The sequence below is a fragment of the Streptomyces soli genome (assembly GCF_003999195.1).
Taxonomy (GTDB): domain Bacteria; phylum Actinomycetota; class Actinomycetes; order Streptomycetales; family Streptomycetaceae; genus Actinacidiphila; species Actinacidiphila soli.
Genome location: NZ_RJVR01000227.1, coordinates 13,317 through 32,291, shown reverse-complemented (window position 1 = coordinate 32,291; position 18,975 = coordinate 13,317). Strand labels below are relative to the sequence as shown.

Annotated in this window: 18 protein-coding genes; 15 read left to right on the top strand and 3 right to left on the bottom strand. The window is 70.4% G+C overall.

What is annotated here, in order from left to right:
- Positions 1-130: 130 nt before the first annotated feature.
- A complete protein-coding gene (locus EFK10_RS22465; RefSeq protein WP_127357451.1) occupies positions 131-367 on the top strand; it encodes a DUF397 domain-containing protein in 237 nt (78 codons plus the stop codon).
- A 136-nt stretch (positions 368-503) separates the two neighbouring features.
- Entirely contained in the window at positions 504-1,412 is a 909-nt protein-coding gene (locus tag EFK10_RS22460; RefSeq protein WP_127357450.1) for a helix-turn-helix domain-containing protein, read from the top strand.
- Positions 1,413-1,442: 30 nt separating this feature from the next.
- Here the strand turns inward: EFK10_RS22460 and EFK10_RS22455 are convergent, their stop codons facing one another.
- Positions 1,443-2,258: an SAM-dependent methyltransferase gene (locus EFK10_RS22455; RefSeq protein ID WP_127357449.1), complete on the bottom strand. Its 816-nt coding sequence runs from the start codon at positions 2,256-2,258 to the stop codon at positions 1,443-1,445.
- A gap of 149 nt (positions 2,259-2,407) precedes the next feature.
- On the opposite strand from EFK10_RS22455, the gene EFK10_RS53385 reads away from it, so the two are divergent.
- From EFK10_RS53385 to EFK10_RS22410, 9 genes are all read left to right on the top strand, one after another.
- Positions 2,408-2,494, top strand: a complete 87-nt coding sequence (locus tag EFK10_RS53385) for a putative leader peptide (protein WP_384633271.1) — start codon at positions 2,408-2,410, stop codon at positions 2,492-2,494.
- A 110-nt stretch (positions 2,495-2,604) separates the two neighbouring features.
- On the top strand, positions 2,605-3,615 hold the full coding sequence (locus EFK10_RS22450) for an ABC transporter substrate-binding protein (protein WP_127357448.1): 1,011 nt from the start codon (positions 2,605-2,607) through the stop codon (positions 3,613-3,615).
- Between the two features lie 6 nt (positions 3,616-3,621).
- A complete protein-coding gene (locus EFK10_RS22445) occupies positions 3,622-4,446 on the top strand; it encodes an ABC transporter ATP-binding protein (RefSeq protein ID WP_127357447.1) in 825 nt (274 codons plus the stop codon).
- Positions 4,443-5,321: an ABC transporter permease gene (locus EFK10_RS22440; protein WP_127357446.1), complete on the top strand. Its 879-nt coding sequence runs from the start codon at positions 4,443-4,445 to the stop codon at positions 5,319-5,321. Before EFK10_RS22445 ends, EFK10_RS22440 begins: the two co-directional genes overlap by 4 nt.
- A 3-nt stretch (positions 5,322-5,324) precedes the next feature.
- Positions 5,325-6,665 (top strand): LLM class flavin-dependent oxidoreductase, encoded by a 1,341-nt coding sequence (locus EFK10_RS22435; RefSeq protein WP_127357445.1) that lies wholly within the window; start codon positions 5,325-5,327, stop codon positions 6,663-6,665.
- A 282-nt stretch (positions 6,666-6,947) separates the two neighbouring features.
- Positions 6,948-8,489 carry an ATP-dependent DNA ligase gene (locus EFK10_RS22425; protein WP_127357444.1) on the top strand — a complete coding sequence of 514 codons (1,542 nt, stop codon included), beginning with the start codon at positions 6,948-6,950 and terminating at the stop codon, positions 8,487-8,489.
- 23 nt (positions 8,490-8,512) lie between these two features.
- Positions 8,513-9,139 (top strand): DUF6230 family protein, encoded by a 627-nt coding sequence (locus tag EFK10_RS22420; RefSeq protein ID WP_127357443.1) that lies wholly within the window; start codon positions 8,513-8,515, stop codon positions 9,137-9,139.
- 121 nt (positions 9,140-9,260) lie between these two features.
- Positions 9,261-9,872 carry a DUF6230 family protein gene (locus EFK10_RS22415; RefSeq protein WP_206305546.1) on the top strand — a complete coding sequence of 204 codons (612 nt, stop codon included), beginning with the start codon at positions 9,261-9,263 and terminating at the stop codon, positions 9,870-9,872.
- Entirely contained in the window at positions 9,863-11,815 is a 1,953-nt protein-coding gene (locus tag EFK10_RS22410) for a DUF6114 domain-containing protein (RefSeq protein ID WP_127357442.1), read from the top strand. The genes EFK10_RS22415 and EFK10_RS22410 overlap by 10 nt, the downstream gene beginning before the upstream one ends.
- Before the next feature lie 10 nt (positions 11,816-11,825).
- Here EFK10_RS22410 and EFK10_RS22405 read toward each other — a convergent pair whose 3' ends face one another.
- Positions 11,826-13,025, bottom strand: coding sequence for an FUSC family protein (locus tag EFK10_RS22405; protein ID WP_127357441.1), 1,200 nt, complete (start codon positions 13,023-13,025; stop codon positions 11,826-11,828).
- Positions 13,026-13,185: 160 nt separating this feature from the next.
- On the opposite strand from EFK10_RS22405, the gene EFK10_RS22400 reads away from it, so the two are divergent.
- The 4 genes from EFK10_RS22400 to EFK10_RS22385 are packed head-to-tail and all read left to right on the top strand — an operon-like array spanning position 13,186 to position 17,393.
- Positions 13,186-14,445, top strand: coding sequence for an ABC transporter substrate-binding protein (locus EFK10_RS22400; protein WP_127357440.1), 1,260 nt, complete (start codon positions 13,186-13,188; stop codon positions 14,443-14,445).
- The gene (locus EFK10_RS22395) at positions 14,442-15,350 is read left to right on the top strand and encodes a carbohydrate ABC transporter permease (protein WP_127357439.1); all 909 of its coding nucleotides are present in this window, start codon (positions 14,442-14,444) and stop codon (positions 15,348-15,350) included. Before EFK10_RS22400 ends, EFK10_RS22395 begins: the two co-directional genes overlap by 4 nt.
- Positions 15,350-16,183 (top strand): carbohydrate ABC transporter permease, encoded by an 834-nt coding sequence (locus EFK10_RS22390; protein WP_127357438.1) that lies wholly within the window; start codon positions 15,350-15,352, stop codon positions 16,181-16,183. The genes EFK10_RS22395 and EFK10_RS22390 overlap by 1 nt, the downstream gene beginning before the upstream one ends.
- A gap of 13 nt (positions 16,184-16,196) precedes the next feature.
- Positions 16,197-17,393: an ABC transporter ATP-binding protein gene (locus EFK10_RS22385; RefSeq protein ID WP_127357437.1), complete on the top strand. Its 1,197-nt coding sequence runs from the start codon at positions 16,197-16,199 to the stop codon at positions 17,391-17,393.
- A gap of 167 nt (positions 17,394-17,560) precedes the next feature.
- Here the strand turns inward: EFK10_RS22385 and EFK10_RS22380 are convergent, their stop codons facing one another.
- The gene (locus EFK10_RS22380) at positions 17,561-18,973 is read right to left on the bottom strand and encodes a DUF2252 domain-containing protein (RefSeq protein WP_127357436.1); all 1,413 of its coding nucleotides are present in this window, start codon (positions 18,971-18,973) and stop codon (positions 17,561-17,563) included.
- Positions 18,974-18,975: the final 2 nt, after the last annotated feature.

Genomic DNA, 18,975 nt, shown 5'->3' with positions numbered 1-18,975 from the left:
TGTTCTGCGGGATCCACTATCCCGGTCCAATCCCTACCCGTGCAAGCACATCTGCAATTACAGTCGTAAGTGCAGCTGCACTTACAGCTGCAAGTACAGATGCACGTGCACGCGGCAAGGAGGAGCAATCATGCAGGAGTTCGAGAACGGGGTACGGGCCACCGACATCGAGGGCGTGGTCTGGAGGAAGAGCGCCCGCAGCAATCCGAGCGGCAACTGCGTGGAGCTCGCCGCACTGCCCGGCGGAAGCTTCGCGGTGCGCAACTCCCGTCATCCCGAGGGCCCGGCGCTCATCTACACCCGCGAAGAGATCACGGCGTTCGTCGGAGGCGCCAAGGACGGCGACTTCGACGACATGGCGGGCTGACGGCGGCTCAGTCCGCACTCACCTCGCGCTCCACGCCCAGTCAGTTTCCGCCGTGGCACGCCAAGGGCGCGCGACTGTACTCAAGCGCCCCTCGGTGGGAGACTGGGTGTTCGTCCAGTTACTCACGGGAGTCGGCATGACCGCGACGCGGCCGAGCAGCCAACCGTCGATAAAGAGTTACCTCGAATACCCGCGCGGCGGGCCGACGGTTCTGCGTATCGTGCTGGGCACGCAACTGCGCAGGTTGCGCGAGTCGTGCGGGATCAGCCGCGAGGCGGCCGGGGAAGCGATCCGTGCTTCCCACGCGAAGATCAGCCGCCTGGAGCTGGGCCGCGTCGGCTACAAGGACCGTGACGTGGCCGACCTACTCACCCTTTACGGCGTCGTCGACGAGACCGAGCGGGCGGACTTCCTCGCCCTCGCCCGGCAGGCCAGCACGCCCGGTTGGTGGCAGCGCTTCGGCGATGTCCTGCCGGCCTGGTTCGAGACGCTGCTCGGTCTGGAAGAGGCCGCGTCCGTCATCCGTACGTACGAAGTCCAGTTCGTGCCCGGCCTGTTGCAGACCCAGGACTACGCCCGCGCGGTCACCCGGCTCGGCCACCCACGGGCCTCCGGGGTCGAGATCGAGCGCCGGGTGGCACTGCGGATGGCCCGGCAGAAGCTGCTCACGGCGCCCGAGGCGCCCAGGGTGTGGGCGGTCATGGACGAGGCGGCGCTGCGCCGCCCGCTCGGTGGAACCGACGTGATGCGTGCACAGCTGGAGCATCTGCTCGAGGTGGCCGCGCTGCCCAATGTGACGCTGCAGATAGCGCCCTTCAGCGTCGGCGGCCTCGCCGCGGCCGGCGGCCCGATCACGATCCTGCGCTTCCAGGAACCCGACCTGCCGGACATCGTCTACCTGGAGCAGCTCACCAGCGCGCTCTACCTGGACAAGCAGGACGACGTCGACAACTACCTGGCGGTCATGGACCGGTTGTGCGCGGAGGCCGAGCCGCCCGCAAGGACGCCCCGGTTCCTCCGCGAGATCCTCGAGCAGCTGAAGTAGCGCAGGAGAGACGGGAGTCGGGCGGTGGCGTCAGGGCTTGCGGGCGACGCCGCCGAACTCGATCCACTCCTGCGTGGCCTGCTTCGGCGCAAGATCGGTGTCCGGCCGCCAGGTCGAGACCTCCACCAGTCCCGGCTCCAGGATCTCCAGACCGTCGAGGAACCCGGCGACATCGCGCTCCTGGCGCACCCGGCCCCAGTTTCCCTGGGTGCTGGCGTCCATGAACTCAGTGACGAAGTCCCGTACGGCCTTGTCCTCGCTGACCAGTTGGCAGACCACGAGGAAGCTGCCCGGCGCGAGGCGCTCCGCGACCCGCCTGACCACTCCGGCCGGGTCGTCGGAGTCGGGAATGCAGTGCATCACCGAGACGAACAGCGCGGCGACCGGCTGGTCGAAGTCGATCAGCCGCTGGACCTCCGGGTGGCCGAAGATCCCGTCCGTGTCGCGGAAGTCCGCCTGGATGACGGCGGTGTTCTCGTTCTCCTCCAGGAGCGCGCGCCCGTGCGCCAGCACGATCGGGTCGTTGTCGACGTAGACCACCCGCGAGGAGGGGTCCACGCGCTGGGAGACCTGGTGCACATTGTCCTGCGTCGGCAGGCCGGATCCGTGGTCGAGGAACTGCCGGATTCCGTGGTCCTCCGCGAGCCGCGCCACGACGCGCTGCAGGAACCTGCGGTTGTTGACGGCGAGTTCCTTGGTGCTCGGTACGACCTTGAGCAGCTCCTCCGACGCCTCGCGGTCGACGGCGTAGTTGTCCTTGCCGCCGAGGAGGTAGTCGTACATCCGGGCCACACTCGGGACGCTGATGTCGATCGCGGTGGACAACGGCTCGCTGCTGTGGCTCATCCGACCCCTCACAGTCCCTCCAGCGCCCCGTACGCGGAGGTGATCGCGGAATCCCATTCTAGGGGCAAGTCCGGCTGCGGAACCGGGGGTTTCTTCCACCGGAAAAACATTCATTGACCGGGTCGGAGGCCGGTGAAACCCTCTCAGGCGTGAGCCAATCCGACATTCTCGTCGAGCGCCTCCACGTCGATCTGCGACGTGACGCCAGCGCGCTCTGTGACGCCGTCCGCCGCTAGGCCCTGCCCGGCCGACCTCGAGCTCACCCCTGCCCCGTGCGCCCAGTGCCCGCGTCTCCCACCGCTCCATCACGTGCTTCCTCATCCCTGCCTGCGCAAAGGACTGTCCAATGAGCCCCGTGTCCAGACGTAACTTCCTGATCCTGACCGGAGCGGCAGCCGCGGCGGCGGGCTGCGGCCGGGCGACGGCCTCGGCGGGCGGCGGAGCGGAAACCAAGACCCTCCGTTACCAGGGCTCGGTCGGCGCCGTCACCCCGCCCGAACTCGCCGACGACCTCGGCTATCTGGGCGACCTGAAGCTCGACTGGGTCGGCAACACCATCAGCGGCCCCCAGGACATCCAGTCCGCCGCCACCGGCCAGACCGACTTCGGCGGCGCCTTCAACGGCGCGGTGGTCAAGCTCGTCGCCGCCGGTGCCCCGGTCAGGGCCGTCATCGGCTACTACGGCGTCGACAAGTACGCGTACAGCGGCTACTACGTGCTCAGCGACAGCGCGGTCCACTCGGCGCGCGACCTGATCGGCAAGAAGATCGGCATGAACACCCTGGGCGCCCACTCGGAGGCGCTGCTCGACATCTACCTCCAGCGCAAGGGCCTGTCCGCAGCGGAGATCGGCAAGGTCGAGCCGCTGGTCGTGCCGCCGGTCAACACCGAGCAGTCGCTGCGGCAGAAGCAGATCGAGGTCGGGGTGCTCGGCGGCATCCTGCGCGACACGGCGCTCGCACGCGGCGGAATCCGGCCGCTGTTCACCGACTACCAACTGCTCGGGGCCTTCACCGCCGGCACGTACGTCTTCACGGACACGTTCCTCCAGCGCAATCCGACCACCGTGCAGACCTTCGTCACCGGCGTCGCCAAGGCCATCGAATGGTCCCGCAAGACCCCGCGCGACGAGGTCGTCGACCGCTTCACCCAGATCGTCAAGAAGCGCAAGCGTGACGAGAGCGCGGACGCCCTCAAGTACTGGCGGTCGTACGGCGTCACCAACACCGGCGGCCGGATCACCGAGAAGGACTTCTCGCTGTGGACGGACTGGCTGACCTCGCACGGAGACATCAAGAAGGGCCAGGTAAAGGTCTCCGACCTCCACACCAACCAGTATAATGAGTACGGGAGTTGACCAGCGATGACCGCGCAGATCAGCTTTCGCGGTGTCAGCAAGACCTTCCCGGTTCGCGACCGGAAGAGGTCGCGCACCCGCACCGACTTCATCGCCGTCGAACGGGTCGACCTGGACATCGCGGCCGGTGAGTTCACCGTCCTCGTGGGGCCCAGCGGCTGCGGCAAGTCCACCCTCCTCGACCTCCTCGGCGGCCTGACCAAGCCCACCGCCGGCGAGATCCTGCTGGACGGCAAGCCCGTCACCGGGCCCGGCCTGGACCGGGGCATCGTCTTCCAGCAGTACGCGCTGCTGCCCTGGCGCACCGCCCAGGGCAACGTCGAGTTCGGGCTCGAGGCCACCGGCGTCCCCCGCCGCGAACGGGCCGCCCGCGCTCGGGAGTTCCTGGACCTGGTCGGCCTGACCGGCTTCGAGGACCGGCACCCCCACGAGCTGTCCGGCGGCATGAAGCAGCGGGTCGCCATCGCCCGCAGCCTCGCCTACGACCCGGACGTGCTGCTGATGGACGAGCCCTTCGCGGCGCTGGACGCCCAGACCCGGGAATCGCTGCAGGACGAGCTGCTGCGGATCTGGCAGCGCACCGGAAAGACCGTCGTCTTCATCACCCACGGCATCGAGGAGGCCGTCTACCTCGGGCAGCGCGTCGCCGTCCTCACCTCCCGCCCGGGCCGGGTCAAGCGGGTGGTCCCCGTCGACCTCGGGTCCCGCACGGAGGTCGCGGACCTGCGGTCCAGCCCCGAGTTCGCGCACTACCGGCACGAGATCTGGGACCTGCTCCACGACGAGGTCGCCCGCGCCCAGCGGCTGGAGAAGGAGGTGGCGCCGGTATGAGCAGCGACGTCGATGTCAAGGTGACGGCTGCCGTCGTACCCAGGCCGGTCGTCGCGGAACGGCCGGCGACGACGCCCCCGGGAGCCGTACGGCGGCTGGCCTACCGGGTGCCCGGACTGCTTCTCGCGGCCGTCACCAAGTCTGTGGCGGTAGCCGTCCTGCTCGGGCTGTGGGAGGGGGCGCCCCGGTTCGGACTGGTCGACTCGACCTTTCTGCCGCCGTTCTCGGAGGTCGCCCGCGCCTGGTGGGAGTTGGCGGTAAACGGTCAGCTCGCCACCAACCTTCAGGCCAGTCTGGTGCGTTCGCTCAGCGGCTTCGCGCTCGCCGTGGCGATCGCCGTCCCGCTGGGGCTGCTGATCGGCTGGTACCGGCCGGTCGCGGACCTGCTCAGCCCGCTCCTGGAGGTGTTCCGCAACACCGCCGCCCTGGCGCTCCTGCCGGTCTTCGTCCTCATCCTGGGCATCGGGGAGACGTCGAAGATCTCCATCGTGCTGTACGCCTGCCTGTGGCCGATCCTGCTCAACACCATCAGCGCCGTCCGCAATGTCGACCCCACCCTGCTCAGGCTGGCCAGGTCCATGAACCTGTCGGCGCCCCGGCTGTTCCAGAAGGTCATCCTGCCCGCCTCGGTGCCGGTGGTCTTCACCGGGATCCGGCTGGCCGGGGCGGTGTCGATCCTCGTCCTCGTCGCGGCGGAGATGGTCGGCGCCAAGGCCGGGCTCGGCTACCTCGTCAACGCCTCGCAGTTCAATTTCGCCATCCCGCAGATGTACGCGGGCATCATCACCATCTCCGCGGTGGGCGTGCTCTTCAACCAGCTCCTGGTAGTCCTGGAGCGGCGCTTCACCGCCTGGCGTGTCCCGGAGGGGAACTGACGCATGACTACGAGAGAGTTCCACCTCAACGCCTTCCTGATGAACGCGGGCCACCACGACGCCGCCTGGCGCCACCCCCGCACCCAGCCGGAACGGGCCACCGACCTGACCTACTTCCAGGAGCTGGCCAGGACCGCCGAGCGCGGCAAACTCGACTCGGTCTTCCTGGCCGACGGCCTCGCCCTGTGGGGCCAGGTCCGCTACAACGTGCTAGGCGGCTTCGAACCGCTCACCCTGCTGTCCGCGCTGGCCGCCGTCACCTCACGTATCGGCCTGATCGCCACCGTGTCGACGACCTTCAACGAGCCCTTCCACGTAGCCCGTAAGTTCGCCTCGCTCGACCACATCAGCGGCGGCCGGGCCGGCTGGAACATCGTCACCTCCGGCAGCGTCAACGAGGCCCGCAACTTCGGCCTCGCCGAGCACCCCGAGCACAGCGCCCGCTACGACCGCGCCCGGGAGTTCGTCGACGTCACGACCAAACTGTGGGACAGCTGGGAGGACGACGCCCCCGTCGTCGACCGCGAGCGCGGAATCTACGCCGACGCCGGCAAGGTGCGCGCCATCGACCACGCGGGGGACCACTTCCGCGTCCAGGGCCCGCTCAACGTCCAGCGCTCACCGCAGGGCTACCCGCTGCTCGTCCAGGCCGGATCCTCCGAGGACGGCAAGGAGTTCGCCGCCCAGCACGCCGAAGCGGTCTTCACCGCGCAGCAGACCCTCGCCGACGGCCAGGCCTTCTACAAGGACCTCAAGTCACGCCTCCCGCGCTACGGCCGCGCCCCCGGGGACCTCAAGATCCTCCCCGGCATCTGCCCCGTCATAGGCTCCACGGAAGCCGAGGCCCACGCCCTGGAGGACGAGCTGACCGCCCTCCAGATCCCGGAGTACGGGCTCGCCCAGCTGTCCAACATGCTCGGCGTCGACCTCTCCGGACTGCCGCTGGACGGACCGCTCCCCGAACTGCCGGAGGAGCGTGACATCAACGGCAACAAGTCCCGCTTCACCCTGGTCGCCGAGCTCGCCAGCCGCGACGGCCTCAACCTTCGTGAGCTCATCGCCCGGCTCGGCGGCGGCCGAGGCCACCGCGTCTTCGCCGGCACCCCCGAGCAGATCGCCGACCAGCTCGAGGAGTGGTTCACCCAGGGCGCCGCTGACGGCTTCAACATCATGCCGCCCCACCTCCCCGGCGGCCTGGAGGACTTCGTCGACCACGTCGTACCGATCCTCCAGGCCCGAGGCCTGTTCCGTACGGAGTACACCGGCCGCACCCTCCGCGAGCACTACGGCCTGCCGCGCCCCGCCAACCGCCTGGCAGCCGCGGCCCGGAAGGAGCACGCATGACCGGTCCGGACCTCGACACCGACGTGTTCGTCGCCGGCGGCGGCCCCGCCGCGGCCTGGGCCGCCCAGGCCGGGGCCCGGGTCGTCCACCACCCGCTACCGCTTCCCCACCGGCCCGGACGGGCGCGAGCTCCGCAACGGCCTCCAGGGCCCGGAGTACATGCGGCGCATGCGGGTCCGCGTCCAGCGGGCCGGCGTCCTTCCCATCGGATGTCAGCCACGGCTTCCAAGCTGAGAAGGCACTGTCCGGGCCAAGTCGAGCCGACCGCGTCAGGATGGAAGCATGCTGCTGGCCGAAGTCGCCCGGACCTCCCGCGAGGTGGCCGCCACCTCGGCGCGGTCGAAGAAGACCGCGCTGCTCGCCGAGCTGTTCCGGGGTACGGAGCCCGCCGAGGCGCCCACCGTGATCACCTATCTCGCCGGGCGGCTGCCGCAGCGCCGTACCGGAATCGGCTGGCGGGCGCTGAGCGACCGCGTACCGCCGGCCGACTCCCCGAGCCTGGCCGTCCTGGAGGTCCACAAGACCCTGGACCGGATCGCGGCGGTGGCAGGCAAGGGCGCCCAGGCCGAGCGTAAGCGGCTGCTGCACGAGCTGATGGCCGCCGCCACGGAGGAGGAGCAGGGCTTCCTCATCGCGCTGATCAGCGGCGAGGTCCGCCAGGGCGCCCTGGACGCCCTCGCCGCCGAGGCCCTGGCGGTCGCGGCGGGCGCCGAGGCGGCCGACGTACGCCGGGCGGTGATGCTCAGCGGCTCCCTCGGCACCGTCGCCGAGGCCCTGCTCGACCGGGGCCCCGAAGCGCTCGCCGACTACAAGCTCGAAGTGGGGCGCCCCGTGCAGCCGATGCTCGCCCACACCGCCAAGGACATCGACGAGGCCCTCGACAAGCTCGGCCCCTGCGTGGTCGAGGAGAAGCTCGACGGCATCCGGGTCCAGGCCCACAAGGACGGCGACTCCGTACGCCTCTACACCCGCACCCTCGACGACATCACCGACCGGCTGCCCGAAGTCACCACCGCCGTACGGGAACTGGCCGCCGACCAGGCCGTCCTGGACGGCGAGGTCATCGCGCTGGGCCCCGACGGGAGGCCGCGCCCCTTCCAGGAGGTCGCCGGGCGCACCGCGTCGAGGCTCGACGTCGCCGGGGCCCGGGCCACGGTGCCGCTGTCCCCGGTCTTCTTCGACGTCCTGTCGGTCGAGGGCCGCGACCTGCTCGCCCTGTCCACCGCCGACCGCCACGCCGAGCTGGCCCGGATCGTCCCCGAGCCGCAGCGCGTACGCCGCCTGGTCGCCGCCGACCCGATGGACGAGCCGGCCCGGGCCGCTGCCCGCGACTTCACCGCCGAGACCCTCGCCCGGGGCCACGAAGGGGTCGTCGTCAAGGCCCTGGACGCCCCCTACAGCGCCGGCCGCCGGGGCGCATCCTGGCTCAAGGTCAAGCCGGTGCACACCCTCGACCTGGTGGTCCTCGCCGTCGAGCGGGGCCACGGACGGCGTACCGGCAAGCTCTCCAACCTCCACCTGGGCGCCCGCCGCCCCGACGGCACCTTCGCCATGCTCGGCAAGACCTTCAAGGGGCTCACCGACGCCATGCTCACCTGGCAGACCGAGCGGCTCCAGGAGCTGGCCGTCAGCGACGACGGCTGGGTCGTCACCGTACGGCCCGAGCTGGTCGTGGAGATCGCCTTCGACGGGGTCCAGCGCTCCCCGCGCTATCCGGAGGGCGTGACGCTCCGCTTCGCCCGCGTACTGCGCTACCGCGAGGACAAGACGGCCGCCGAAGCCGACACCGTCGAGGCGGTGCTCGCGCTCCGGTTGCCGACCTGACTGGGCGGTGTTGCGATGAAGGCGTGAGTACGCCACAGGAGATCCCCAACGGCCGTACGAGCTGGACCCTGACGGCCATCGTGCTGGTCCCTACCCTGCTGCTCTCCGGCGTGGTGGCGGTAGGAATCGCCACCGGTCTCGTACCGGTGTCGCTCGCCATATCCGCGCAGGCCGCCTCGCTGTCGGGGCAGCGCATCCAGGTCGCCGCCGACCGCCTCGAAGGCACGCAGTTCACCCAGTACGTGGTGGTCGACCGCACCACCAAGAGCAGCTTCCCGGAGGGCGCGTCCGGCATCAAGTCGGCCGACCTGCACAACCTGTGCCAGTCCGTCGTCACGCGTATGCCGGGGTTCGGTGATGTGACGTTGCTGATCAAGGCGGGTGGCGGCGGCAAGCCCGTGCACGCCAGCCGGCTCGTGGTGGACACCGATGACCTGACCGGTGACGCGCTGTTCACCAACGTGACCATGGGCCAGGACGCCTCGACGCTCAGCGGGGTCAAGAACGGCCCCAAGGGCGTCGTCGGGCAGCAGGCCGACAAGATCAGCATCGACAACCTCAGGCAGCGGACCCGCTCGATCAGCGCGGACAGCTTCCGGCTCTCGGGACTGCACCTCACGGTGAAGAAGGGCTCGCAGCCCTGCTTCTGAGCCCGCTTGCGTCCCCGGGAGTGTCCCGGGGGTGCTCCGACGGAGTGATCAAGCGCCAGGGTCGGTGACCGGTCAGCCTTTCCGACGTTGGGAAGTTGTGCAATCCGCCTCCCACGCCCGTGTGCCGGGCCGCACTCGCTGGAAGCGCCTGATCCTGGTTATGGTGCCGACCCTCGCCGTGTCCGCCGCCGTCTTCTCGGCCACCGTCAGTGGCGCGCTTGCCGCCTCGTTCGGGGTCTCCGCCAACTCGTTCATCGTGTCCGGGAGGAGTTTCCAGATCTCCGCCGACACCCTCGACGGTCACGGCTTCGTCCAGTACGGAGTGCTGGACCGGGGCAAGGCCGCCAGCTACCCGGAGGCGCTCTCCGGCATCAGGTCGGCCGACCTGTACAACCTCTGCCAGTCCGTGGTGCAGGACTTCCCGATGGTCGGAGCCGTCACCCTGCGGCTGACCTCCGGTACCAGCGGCCCCCCGGCGCACGCCGACCGCCTGGTCGCCGACGCCCACGACCTGACGGGTGACGTCGCCTTCCAGAACATCAACATCGGCCAGGACGCCTCGACCCTCGAGGGAGTGCCCGGAGTGCATGGCTCTCCGGGCGCCTTCGGCGAGCAGGCCGACAACGTCAAGATCGACCGACTGCGGCAGGGCACCCGCTCGATCAGCGCCGCCACGTTCCGGCTGCCCGGTCTGCACCTGACCGTGCAGACCGGCGACCACTCGTGCTACTGAAGGCAGGCATGGGCAAGCCGGGCAACGTACGAAGGAAGTTCCGGGACTGGCGGCGCAGTCGCCCCTTCTGGGCCGGGGTGTGGACGGTGCTGGCGGGCGTGGAGATCCTCTCCATCCCGCTGGCACCGCTCGCCCTACTGATGCACGAGGGCATCGCCGGTGTGTCCGGCGAGCTGATGGGCGTTTTCCTGGTGATCCTCGGGCTCACCATGTGGTTCTCCCCGGGGCACCGGGTCTTCGCCGGGATCGCCACGCTGATCTTCTCCGTGGCCTCGCTGGTGCTCTCCAACTTCGGCGGCTTCGTGATCGGCTTCCTTCTCGGGATCATCGGCGGCGCCATGGCGCTCAGCTGGATCTCCGACGGACCGCCGAGGCTTGCGCAGCCGGTGCCGGACTGGAGCGGTGCGGGCGGTGGCCCGGAGAAGCACAAGGAGCCGGAGGAACCCGAGGAACCCCAGGAACCCGCGAAGCCCGCCAGGCCCGCGAAGCCCGCCACGCCTGCGAACGAAGCCAGGCCCGCGAAGGACGCCGCGGGCGAGGCGGCCTTCACCGCGCGGAGCCTGCGGATGCGGGCCATCGGTGCCCTGCCCGCCGGGGGAGCGCTGCTGGCGGGCGGGCTGCAACCGATGGTGCCGCACCCGGTGGCCGTACTGCCCAACATCGCGCCGGCCCCCAGGTCCGACCGGCTCGCCCAGTCGCAGCTCAGCGTCTGCTCCCTGCTCGACGGCCTGATGGGGGCCAAGGAGCACGACCACGGCAAACCGCACCAGGACGGCCTGCACGCCGGGCCGGACGGCCCCCTCGGCCTGCACAGCAGCCTGCCGGGGCAGCGCACACAGCACCGGTCGGCTCCGGTGTCCCAGCGACGCAACCTCCCGGCCGAGCACCATGCCCCCGCCTCGTCCCCGGCGCCCAGCCACGGCGGCGGCCTCATCGGCGCCGTCACCGGCCTGCTCGGCCTGCACCCGCAGCAGCCGTCCACGGCGCCCTCCGCCCCGTCGGCCGCGCCCCGCGGGGCACCAGCGCCCAGGCCCGAGCCCTCCCACGGCACCCCACCCGCACCCCGGCACGCGGAGCCCCGTCATGGCGGGCCGGAGCACGACACCGGCCACCACGACGACCACGAGCATGACCACGGCCATGAACACGACCACGACCACAACCACGACCACGACAGCAGCACCCTCGCCGTCGGCCCGCTGCGGCTGTCGTTGCCGAAGCTGCCCACCGACGGAGGCATGGACCGGTCGCTCCGGCCGCTGCCGCTGGACATCAGCATCGGCGACCCGGAGCACGCCGGGAAGGACTCGCCCTGGTGCCTGCCGAAGGTGTCGCTGAGCCTGTCCGGCGCCGCCGCCAGGTACCGCGTCCCCACCGCCGGGCAGCCGTTCAGGATCCGTACGCCGCTGCTGGTGCTCACCGGCCTCACGTACCACGGCATCACCAGCCTCCCGACCCGGCTCGGCCCCCAGCGTGTGCTGGTCTTCACCGCCTGGCGGGTGGACATCGCCAGCCTGAGGCAGACCGCGCCGCTGCTGCCGCCGACCTGCACCAGCGCTCTGCCCGACACCTCCCACCCGCCGTTCTTCGGGCTGCGCGGGATCGCCATTCCGCCGCTGGGCATCGGACTGCCGGGCATCGGCTTCGTACCGTCGTCCGCGCCCGGGCCCGGGGCGTCGTGCCAGGGAGAGCTGGAGCAGGACGCGGCCCCGCGGAGCACCACGACTGCCACCGGGAAGCCCGTCGTGCTGCTGACGAAGGTGCTCAGCGGCAAACTGCTGGGCCTGATCCCGGTCACCTTCACCCCGGACATGCCGCCGCCGCTGCCGCCGGGGCTGACCATCCCGATCCCGCTGTTCTTCACGCATGTGCTGGGCTTCAACCAGTTCCTGGGCGCCAAGCGGCTCTCGGTGCCGGGTCTGCACCAGACGGCGTCGTACTGACCCCTAGGCCTCACCGCCGGAATCGGGCCCGCATCCGGCGGGCCAGGGTCAGCGAGGGGCGGCCGGCATCGAGCTGGGCGGCGAGCCAGCGGGAACGCTTCTCGACGTCCAGCTCGTCCAGCAGGCGGTCGATGTTGGCGAGCAGGGCACCGTGCAGTTCCCAGCTGCGCCACTCGCCGCCCATCTCGGCCTCGGCGCGCAGCAGGGCGGCGATCCGCTCCCGGTCCTCGCGCCCGTCGTGCAGCGCCTGCTCCAGCTCGGCCTCGGCCCGCTCGGCGCCCGCGGTGACCTGGGCGGTGATCAGCCGGCCGAAGCTGTCGACGGCGTCGGCGATATGGGCGAGCAGCTCGTCCAGAACGGCGGAGACAGCCGCGTCGTAGACCGACTCCTGGTGGCTGCGGTCCTCCGCCAGGTCGGCCAGCGAGCGGCACAGCGTCCGCAGCACCACCGTGCACACCTCAAGGGTGTCCAGGCCGCTGCGCAGGATCAGCCGGGTCATCGCGCCCTTTTCCCGCCGGACGCGGGGGTTGAGCTTGGTGCTCTCCTCCGCGCGCCGCAGCGACTCGTCGAAGCGGGCGATCTCGTTGTCCAGCCGGCGCGCCTCGTACAGCCAGGACACGGTCCGCTCACGTGACGCCCCCTCACGCAGCTCCCTGCCGATGCGCAGGAGCAGCTCGCGCAGCCGCCGGGCCAGCTCCTCCACCGCCTCGCCGGCCGGCTGTACGAAGACCGGGGGCGCGAGCAGCGCGTTGAGCAGCACCCCGACCGCCGCGCCGATCACTGTCTCGAGCACCCGGTCCCAGCCCTCGCCCCCGCGGTTCGTGACGCCCAGGATCAGCATGCCGCTGATCGCGACCTCGGCGACGAACTCGTCCACCCGGATGATGTGGCCCACCACCAGCGAGGCCAGAATGATCAGCCCCAGGCTCCACCAGGTCAGCCCCATCAAGTCGCCGAGCGCCACCGCGATCAGCACCCCGGCGATGACGCTGAGCACCCTGCGCCAGCCGGTCTTGAGGGTGGTGTACAGGGTGACCTGGACGACCAGCAGCGCGGTCAGCGGAGCCGTCAGCGGTACGGGGTTCGGGGACAGCTGCAGCGCGACAACGTACGCCAGGACGCCCGCCACGGTGGAGCGCAGCGACTGCACCACCACGGGGTCGTGGTAGCGCTTGACAAGTCCGGCCAGGGCCGCGGGGAGGGCGGGCACCCTGCGAGTGTTCCCAGCGCCGGGTCCGCCACGCGGGTGAATTTCCCGGCGCGGTGCGCGAGCCGCGGGCTGGATCCGTCCGGGACCGCGATCCTCTGCCCTATTCAGTGACCAGGGACTTCGCGGACACCGGCCGGAGGGCTTCATGGACAGGCGTGGGATGCGGCGTCCACTGGCCCTCGCCGCGCTTCTCCTCCTGGCATCGGTGCCGACCGCGTGCGGCGGGAGCTCCAGCACCTCCACCGCCCGGGCCCAGCTCAACTGGTACAACTTCCCCGACGACTCCGGCGCCCTCCAGCAGGCCGCCGACAACTGCACCAAGGCCTCGGGCGGTCGGTACGTCGTCAAGTACAACAAGCTTCCCCGTGCCGCCGACGGCCAGCGCCAGCAACTCGTCCGCAGGCTCGCCGCCCACGACAAGGGCCTCGACATCCTCGGCCTCGACGTCACCTGGGCCGCCGAGTTCGCCCAGGCCGGCTGGATCCGCCCCTGGGCCGGCGCCGACCGGGACACGGCCACCAACGACACTCTGCCCGCCTCGCTGGAGACGGCGACCTGGAAGAGCAAGCTCTACGCGGTCCCGTACAACTCCAATACGCAGCTGCTCTGGTACCGCGACGACCTGGTGCCCACGCCCCCCACGACCTGGGCGCAGATGCTCGACGCCGCCCGCGCCCTGGCCAAGGCCGGCAAGCCGCACCATGTGGAGATCCAGGGCGCGCAGTACGAAGGCCTCACCGTCTGGTTCAACACGCTCATCGAGAGCGCCGGCGGCTCCATCCTCAACGCGAGCGCCACCACGCCCTCGCTGGGCGCGCCCGCCGTCAAGGCGGCCGGCATCATGCACGAGCTCGCCACCTCACCGGCCGCCGACCCCTCGCTGGCCAACCAGATGGAGGACACCAACCGGCTCGCCATGGAGTCCGGCGGCGCGGCCTTCGAGCTCAACTACCCCTTCGTGTATCCGTCGATGAAGGCCAACCAGCCCGAGCTGTTCAAGCACTTCCGCTGGGCGGCCTACCCCCGGGTCTACGCCGACCAGGCCTCCCGGCCCACCATCGGCGGCATCGACCTGGCCATCGGCGCCTACTCCAGGCACCCGGACCTCGCCCACCAGGCCGCCCTGTGCCTGCGCAACCGCGACAACCAGATGACCGCCGCGCTCAAGGGCGGCCTCCCGCCGACCCTGCGCAGCCTGTACAGCAACCCCGAACTGATCGCCAGCTACCCGTTCGCCGCCGACATCCTCAGCGCCCTGGAGCACGCGAGCGTCCGCCCGCAGACCCCGGCGTACCAGAACATCTCCATCGCGATCTCCCACACCCTGTCGCCACCGGCCGGGATCAACCCCGACAGCGCGGTCTCCGACATGCGTCGTCAGATCAGCGACGCCCTGCAGTCCAAGGGGTTGATCCCGTGACTCCGGCCAAGAGCCCGGCCGCCGCCGACCGGCTGTCCGAAGGCGCCCGCCAGGAACGGCGGCTCGGCTGGACGCTGTGCGCCCCGGCCGTCATCGTCATGCTCGCCGTGACGGCCTATCCGGTCGGCTATGCCGTCTACCTGTCCCTGCAGCGCTACGACCTGCGCTTCCCGCAACTGGCGAAGTTCGTCGGCCTCAGCAACTACGGAGCCGTGCTCAGCTCGCCCTTCTGGTGGGAGGCCTTCTGGGTGACGGTGCTGATCACCGTCGTCTCCGTCGCGGTCGAGTTGACCCTCGGCATGGCGCTGGCCATCGTCATGCACCGCGCCCTCTTCGGTCGTGGCACCGTGCGCACCGCGATCCTCATCCCGTACGGCATCGTCACGGTCGTCGCCGCCTTCTCCTGGCAGTACGCCTGGACACCGGGCACCGGCTACCTGGTGGACGCCGCCGGCACCGCGCCGCTGACCGACCACTGGAAGGCCATCGGCATCATCATCCTCGCCGAGGTGTGGAAGACGACGCCGTTCATGGCGCTGCTCCTGCTGGCCGGGCTCGCCCTCGTCCCCGAGGAGACGCTGCGCGCCGCCATGGTCGACGGCGCGACGCGCTGGCAGCGCTTCCGGCTGGTCACGCTGCCGCTGATGAAGCCGGCGATCCTGGTGGCGCTGCTCTTCCGCACCCTGGACGCCTTCCGGATCTTCGACAACATCTATGTGCTGACGCAGGGCTCCAACGGCACCGGCTCGGTGTCGATCCTGGGGTACGACAACCTCTTCACGGCGCTGAACCTCGGTATCGGCTCAGCGATCTCGGTGCTGATCTTCATCTGCGTCGCGATCATTGCCTTCACCTTCATCAAGCTGTTCGGCACGGCCGCACCCGGCTCCGAGATGGGACGCTGATGACCGCCGCCACCAACAAGCGCGTCGCCGGATGGGGCGTCGCCAACACGCTGGTCGTCCTCTACGCGCTGTTCCCGGTGTGGTGGATCGCGGCCCTGTCCTTCAAGGACCCCAGCACCCTGACGGACGGCTCCTTCATCCCGCAGAAGTGGACCTGGGCCAACTACCGGGGCATCTTCGAGACTTCGGAGTTCACTAGGGCGCTGATCAACTCCATCGGCATCGCGCTGATCTCCACCGTCATCGCGGTGGTGCTCGGCACGATGGCCGCGTACGCGGTGGCCCGGCTGCGCTTCCCCGGCAAGCAGTTACTGATCGGCATGTCGCTGCTCATCGCGATGTTCCCGCCGATCTCGCTGGTGTCGCCGCTGTTCAACATCGAGCGCTTCCTCGGCCTGTTCGACACCTGGCCCGGGCTGATCATCCCGTACATGACCTTCTCGCTGCCGCTGGCGATCTACACCCTGTCGGCCTTCTTCCGGGAGATCCCCTGGGACCTGGAGAAGGCCGCCAAGGTCGACGGGGCCACGCCCGCCCAGGCCTTCCGGCTGGTGATCGCCCCGCTGGCGGCGCCGGGCGTGTTCACCACAGCCATCCTCGTCTTCATCTTCTGCTGGAACGACTTCCTGTTCGCGATCTCCCTGACCTCGACGACCTCGGCGCGCACCGTGCCGGCCGCGATCGCCTTCTTCACCGGCAGTTCGCAGTTCCAGCAGCCCACCGGGTCGATCGCCGCCGCGGCCGTGGTCATCACCATCCCGATCATCGTGTTCGTACTGCTCTTCCAGCGCAGGATCGTCGCCGGACTGACCTCCGGGGCAGTCAAGGGCTGAGAGGACCCACGCCGTGGCCGAGATCGTTCTCGAAGGCATCACCAAGCGGTATCCCGACGGTGCCCTCGCCGTGAAGGACGTCAACCTCCATATCGCGGACGGTGAGTTCGTGATCCTCGTCGGCCCCTCCGGATGCGGGAAGTCCACCACGCTCAACATGATCGCGGGCTTGGAGGACATCACCGAGGGCACGCTGCGCATCGGCGACGAGGTCGTCAACGACAAGGCCCCCAAGGACCGCGACATCGCCATGGTCTTCCAGAGCTACGCCCTCTACCCGCACATGACGGTCCGGGAGAACATGGGCTTCGCGCTGCGCTTGGCCAAGGCCGACAAGGCCACCATCACCGAGAAGGTGGAGGAGGCGGCCCGGATTCTCGACCTGACCGAGCATCTGGACCGCAAGCCGGCCAATCTCTCCGGCGGCCAGCGGCAGCGCGTCGCGATGGGCCGCGCGATCGTACGCGACCCCCGCGCGTTCCTCATGGACGAGCCGTTGTCCAACCTGGACGCCAAGCTTCGGGTGCAGATGCGGACCCAGATCTCGCGGCTGCAGCAGCGGCTGGGCACCACCACCGTGTACGTCACCCATGATCAGACCGAGGCCATGACCCTCGGCGACCGGGTCGTGGTGCTGCGGAGCGGCGTCGTGCAGCAGGTCGGCTCGCCCCAGCACCTCTACGACGAGCCGCGCAATCTCTTCGTGGCCGGCTTCATCGGCTCGCCCGCGATGAACTTCCTGCATGCCACCCTGGAGAACGACGCCCTGTCCACCTCGCTCGGCGTGCTGCCGATGCAGGACCGGGTGCGGCAGACCCTGGCACGGGAGAACGTACCGCGCGAGCTGATCGTCGGCTTCCGGCCCGAGGACTTCGAGGACGCTTCGCTCGTCGACCCCTCACGCAGCGGCATCACCTTCACGGTCACGGTGGACGTCCTGGAGTCGCTGGGTTCCGACGTCTTCGTGCACTTCACCGACCCGGGCGGCCGCGCCTCCACCTCCGAGCTGGACGAACTCGCCGCCGATTCCGGCCTCACCGACACCGGCGAGACCGGGCACCAGGTCGTCGCCCGGCTCTCCGCCGAGACCCGGGCCCGCGAGGGACAGCCGATCGAGCTGTGGCTCAACACCCTGAAGGGGCACATCTTCGACCCGGCCACCGGCGTCAATCTCACCCACCCCGAGATCGTCGACCGCGACGCCCCGTGACGGCCCCGGCGCCGCTGCCTGGACCGCCGGCCCATCTGGCACCTCCCCTGGCGGAGTACGGCTGCCTGGCGGCCGGCGTGCTGGTCTGACATCGGGGCGATCCACGGCGCCGTCGCGCTCGCAGGTCATCATCCTGGCGGTGGTGGCCGTGCTCGTCGTCGGCCTGGTCATTCGGCAACTTCTGCGGCGGCGGTGACCCGTCCGGCGCGTACGGCGTCGGCGAGAGCCTGATGGTCGCGCTCGTTGAGGTCGGCGTAGCTCTCGGCGAACCGGGCCAGGGCGCGGTCGAACACATCGCCGCTTCCCAGGTAGGCCGCGATGGCGATCCGGTCGCCGGAGCGGGCGTGGGCGCGGGCCAGGGTGGCGCCGCACAGCTCGCCGAAGGCCCGCATCCCGGCGGGGACCATGACGGCGGGCTCGGCGATGCCCTTCCAGTCGCGCAACTGACGTACGTAGAAGTCGCGTTGGCGGCCCTCGAAGCCGTCGGCGCGCTCCCAGCCGAGGAAGATGTCGCTGGCGGCCTGCATCAACCGCTGCCCGGCGACGACCCGCTCGCCCTCGGTACCGTACGTGCTCACGCCGGCATAGGGAGCCAGCACGGACTCGCCCGCCTCCTTGGCCTGCAGCAGCAGCGGGTCCTCGTCGTCCCGGCCGAGCAGCAGGATGACCCAGCAGCGGGTGCCGACGCTGCCGACGCCGACGACCTTGCGGGCCATGCCGGCGATCCGGTATTGGGCGAGCAGGGCCCGGCGGTCGGAGTGCAGGCTGCGGGCGTAACGGGTCAGCAGACCCTGGATTCGGGTTTCGAGCTCCTCGCGCTCGTGGTCCGGGAGCAGTTCGCGAACCGGCACCAGCAGAGGCGGGTCCGACACGATTCTGCGCTCGCCGTCGGCCATCTCGGTGAGCTTGGCGAACGCGTGGAGGGTGTCACGGCTGCGGGCCCTGGCCAGGGCGCGGGAGACCTGCCGCCTGCCCCGGCTGCGCAACTGGTCGGCGGCAAGCTCGGTCAGCCGGTCGGCGTCGGCGCGGTCGTACCAGACGTCGAGGTTGCCCATGCGGGCATACGTGCGCACCCGCTCGCGGTACGAGCGCACGGTGGACCGTACGATGTCCGCCCGCTCGGCGTCGGTGAAGCCGTTCTCCCGGGCCGCGATGACCAGGCTGGCGGCGAGCCGCTGGACGTCCCACTCCCACGGGCCCGGCAGGGTCTCGTCGAAGTCGTTGATGTCGAAGACCAGGCGCCGCTCGGGCGAGGCGAGCAGCCGGAAGTTCAGCAGGTGCGCGTCCCCGCACAGCTGGGCGCGGATGCCGGAGACGGGGGTGGCGGCCAGGTCGCCGGCCATGATCGCGGCGGCGCCCCGGTAGAAACGGAACGGCGACTCCAGCATTCTGCCGTAGCGGATCGGCACCAGCTCCGGCACGCGCTGCGCCGACTGATCCTCGATGACGTCAACCGGGTCCGGGCGGCCGGGCGGCGGCTCGAACTCGCCGTGGGCGGAGCGCGGTGCGCGGGCGCGGGCAGCCTTGCCGACGGCCGCCCGCTCGCGGGGACTGAGGTGCTGGGCGCCCGGGGTCGCCATGG

Coding starts and splice junctions, on each gene's coding strand:
- EFK10_RS22400 (WP_127357440.1), top strand. CDS start 13,186: ATGCGGCGTCCACTGGCCCTCGCCGCGCTTCTCCTCCTGGCATCGGTG.
- EFK10_RS22390 (WP_127357438.1), top strand. CDS start 15,350: ATGACCGCCGCCACCAACAAGCGCGTCGCCGGATGGGGCGTCGCCAAC.
- EFK10_RS22425 (WP_127357444.1), top strand. CDS start 6,948: ATGCTGCTGGCCGAAGTCGCCCGGACCTCCCGCGAGGTGGCCGCCACC.
- EFK10_RS22465 (WP_127357451.1), top strand. CDS start 131: ATGCAGGAGTTCGAGAACGGGGTACGGGCCACCGACATCGAGGGCGTG.
- EFK10_RS22455 (WP_127357449.1), bottom strand. CDS start 2,258: ATGAGCCACAGCAGCGAGCCGTTGTCCACCGCGATCGACATCAGCGTC.
- EFK10_RS22445 (WP_127357447.1), top strand. CDS start 3,622: ATGACCGCGCAGATCAGCTTTCGCGGTGTCAGCAAGACCTTCCCGGTT.
- EFK10_RS22380 (WP_127357436.1), bottom strand. CDS start 18,973: ATGGCGACCCCGGGCGCCCAGCACCTCAGTCCCCGCGAGCGGGCGGCC.
- EFK10_RS22460 (WP_127357450.1), top strand. CDS start 504: ATGACCGCGACGCGGCCGAGCAGCCAACCGTCGATAAAGAGTTACCTC.
- EFK10_RS22440 (WP_127357446.1), top strand. CDS start 4,443: ATGAGCAGCGACGTCGATGTCAAGGTGACGGCTGCCGTCGTACCCAGG.
- EFK10_RS22450 (WP_127357448.1), top strand. CDS start 2,605: ATGAGCCCCGTGTCCAGACGTAACTTCCTGATCCTGACCGGAGCGGCA.
- EFK10_RS22435 (WP_127357445.1), top strand. CDS start 5,325: ATGACTACGAGAGAGTTCCACCTCAACGCCTTCCTGATGAACGCGGGC.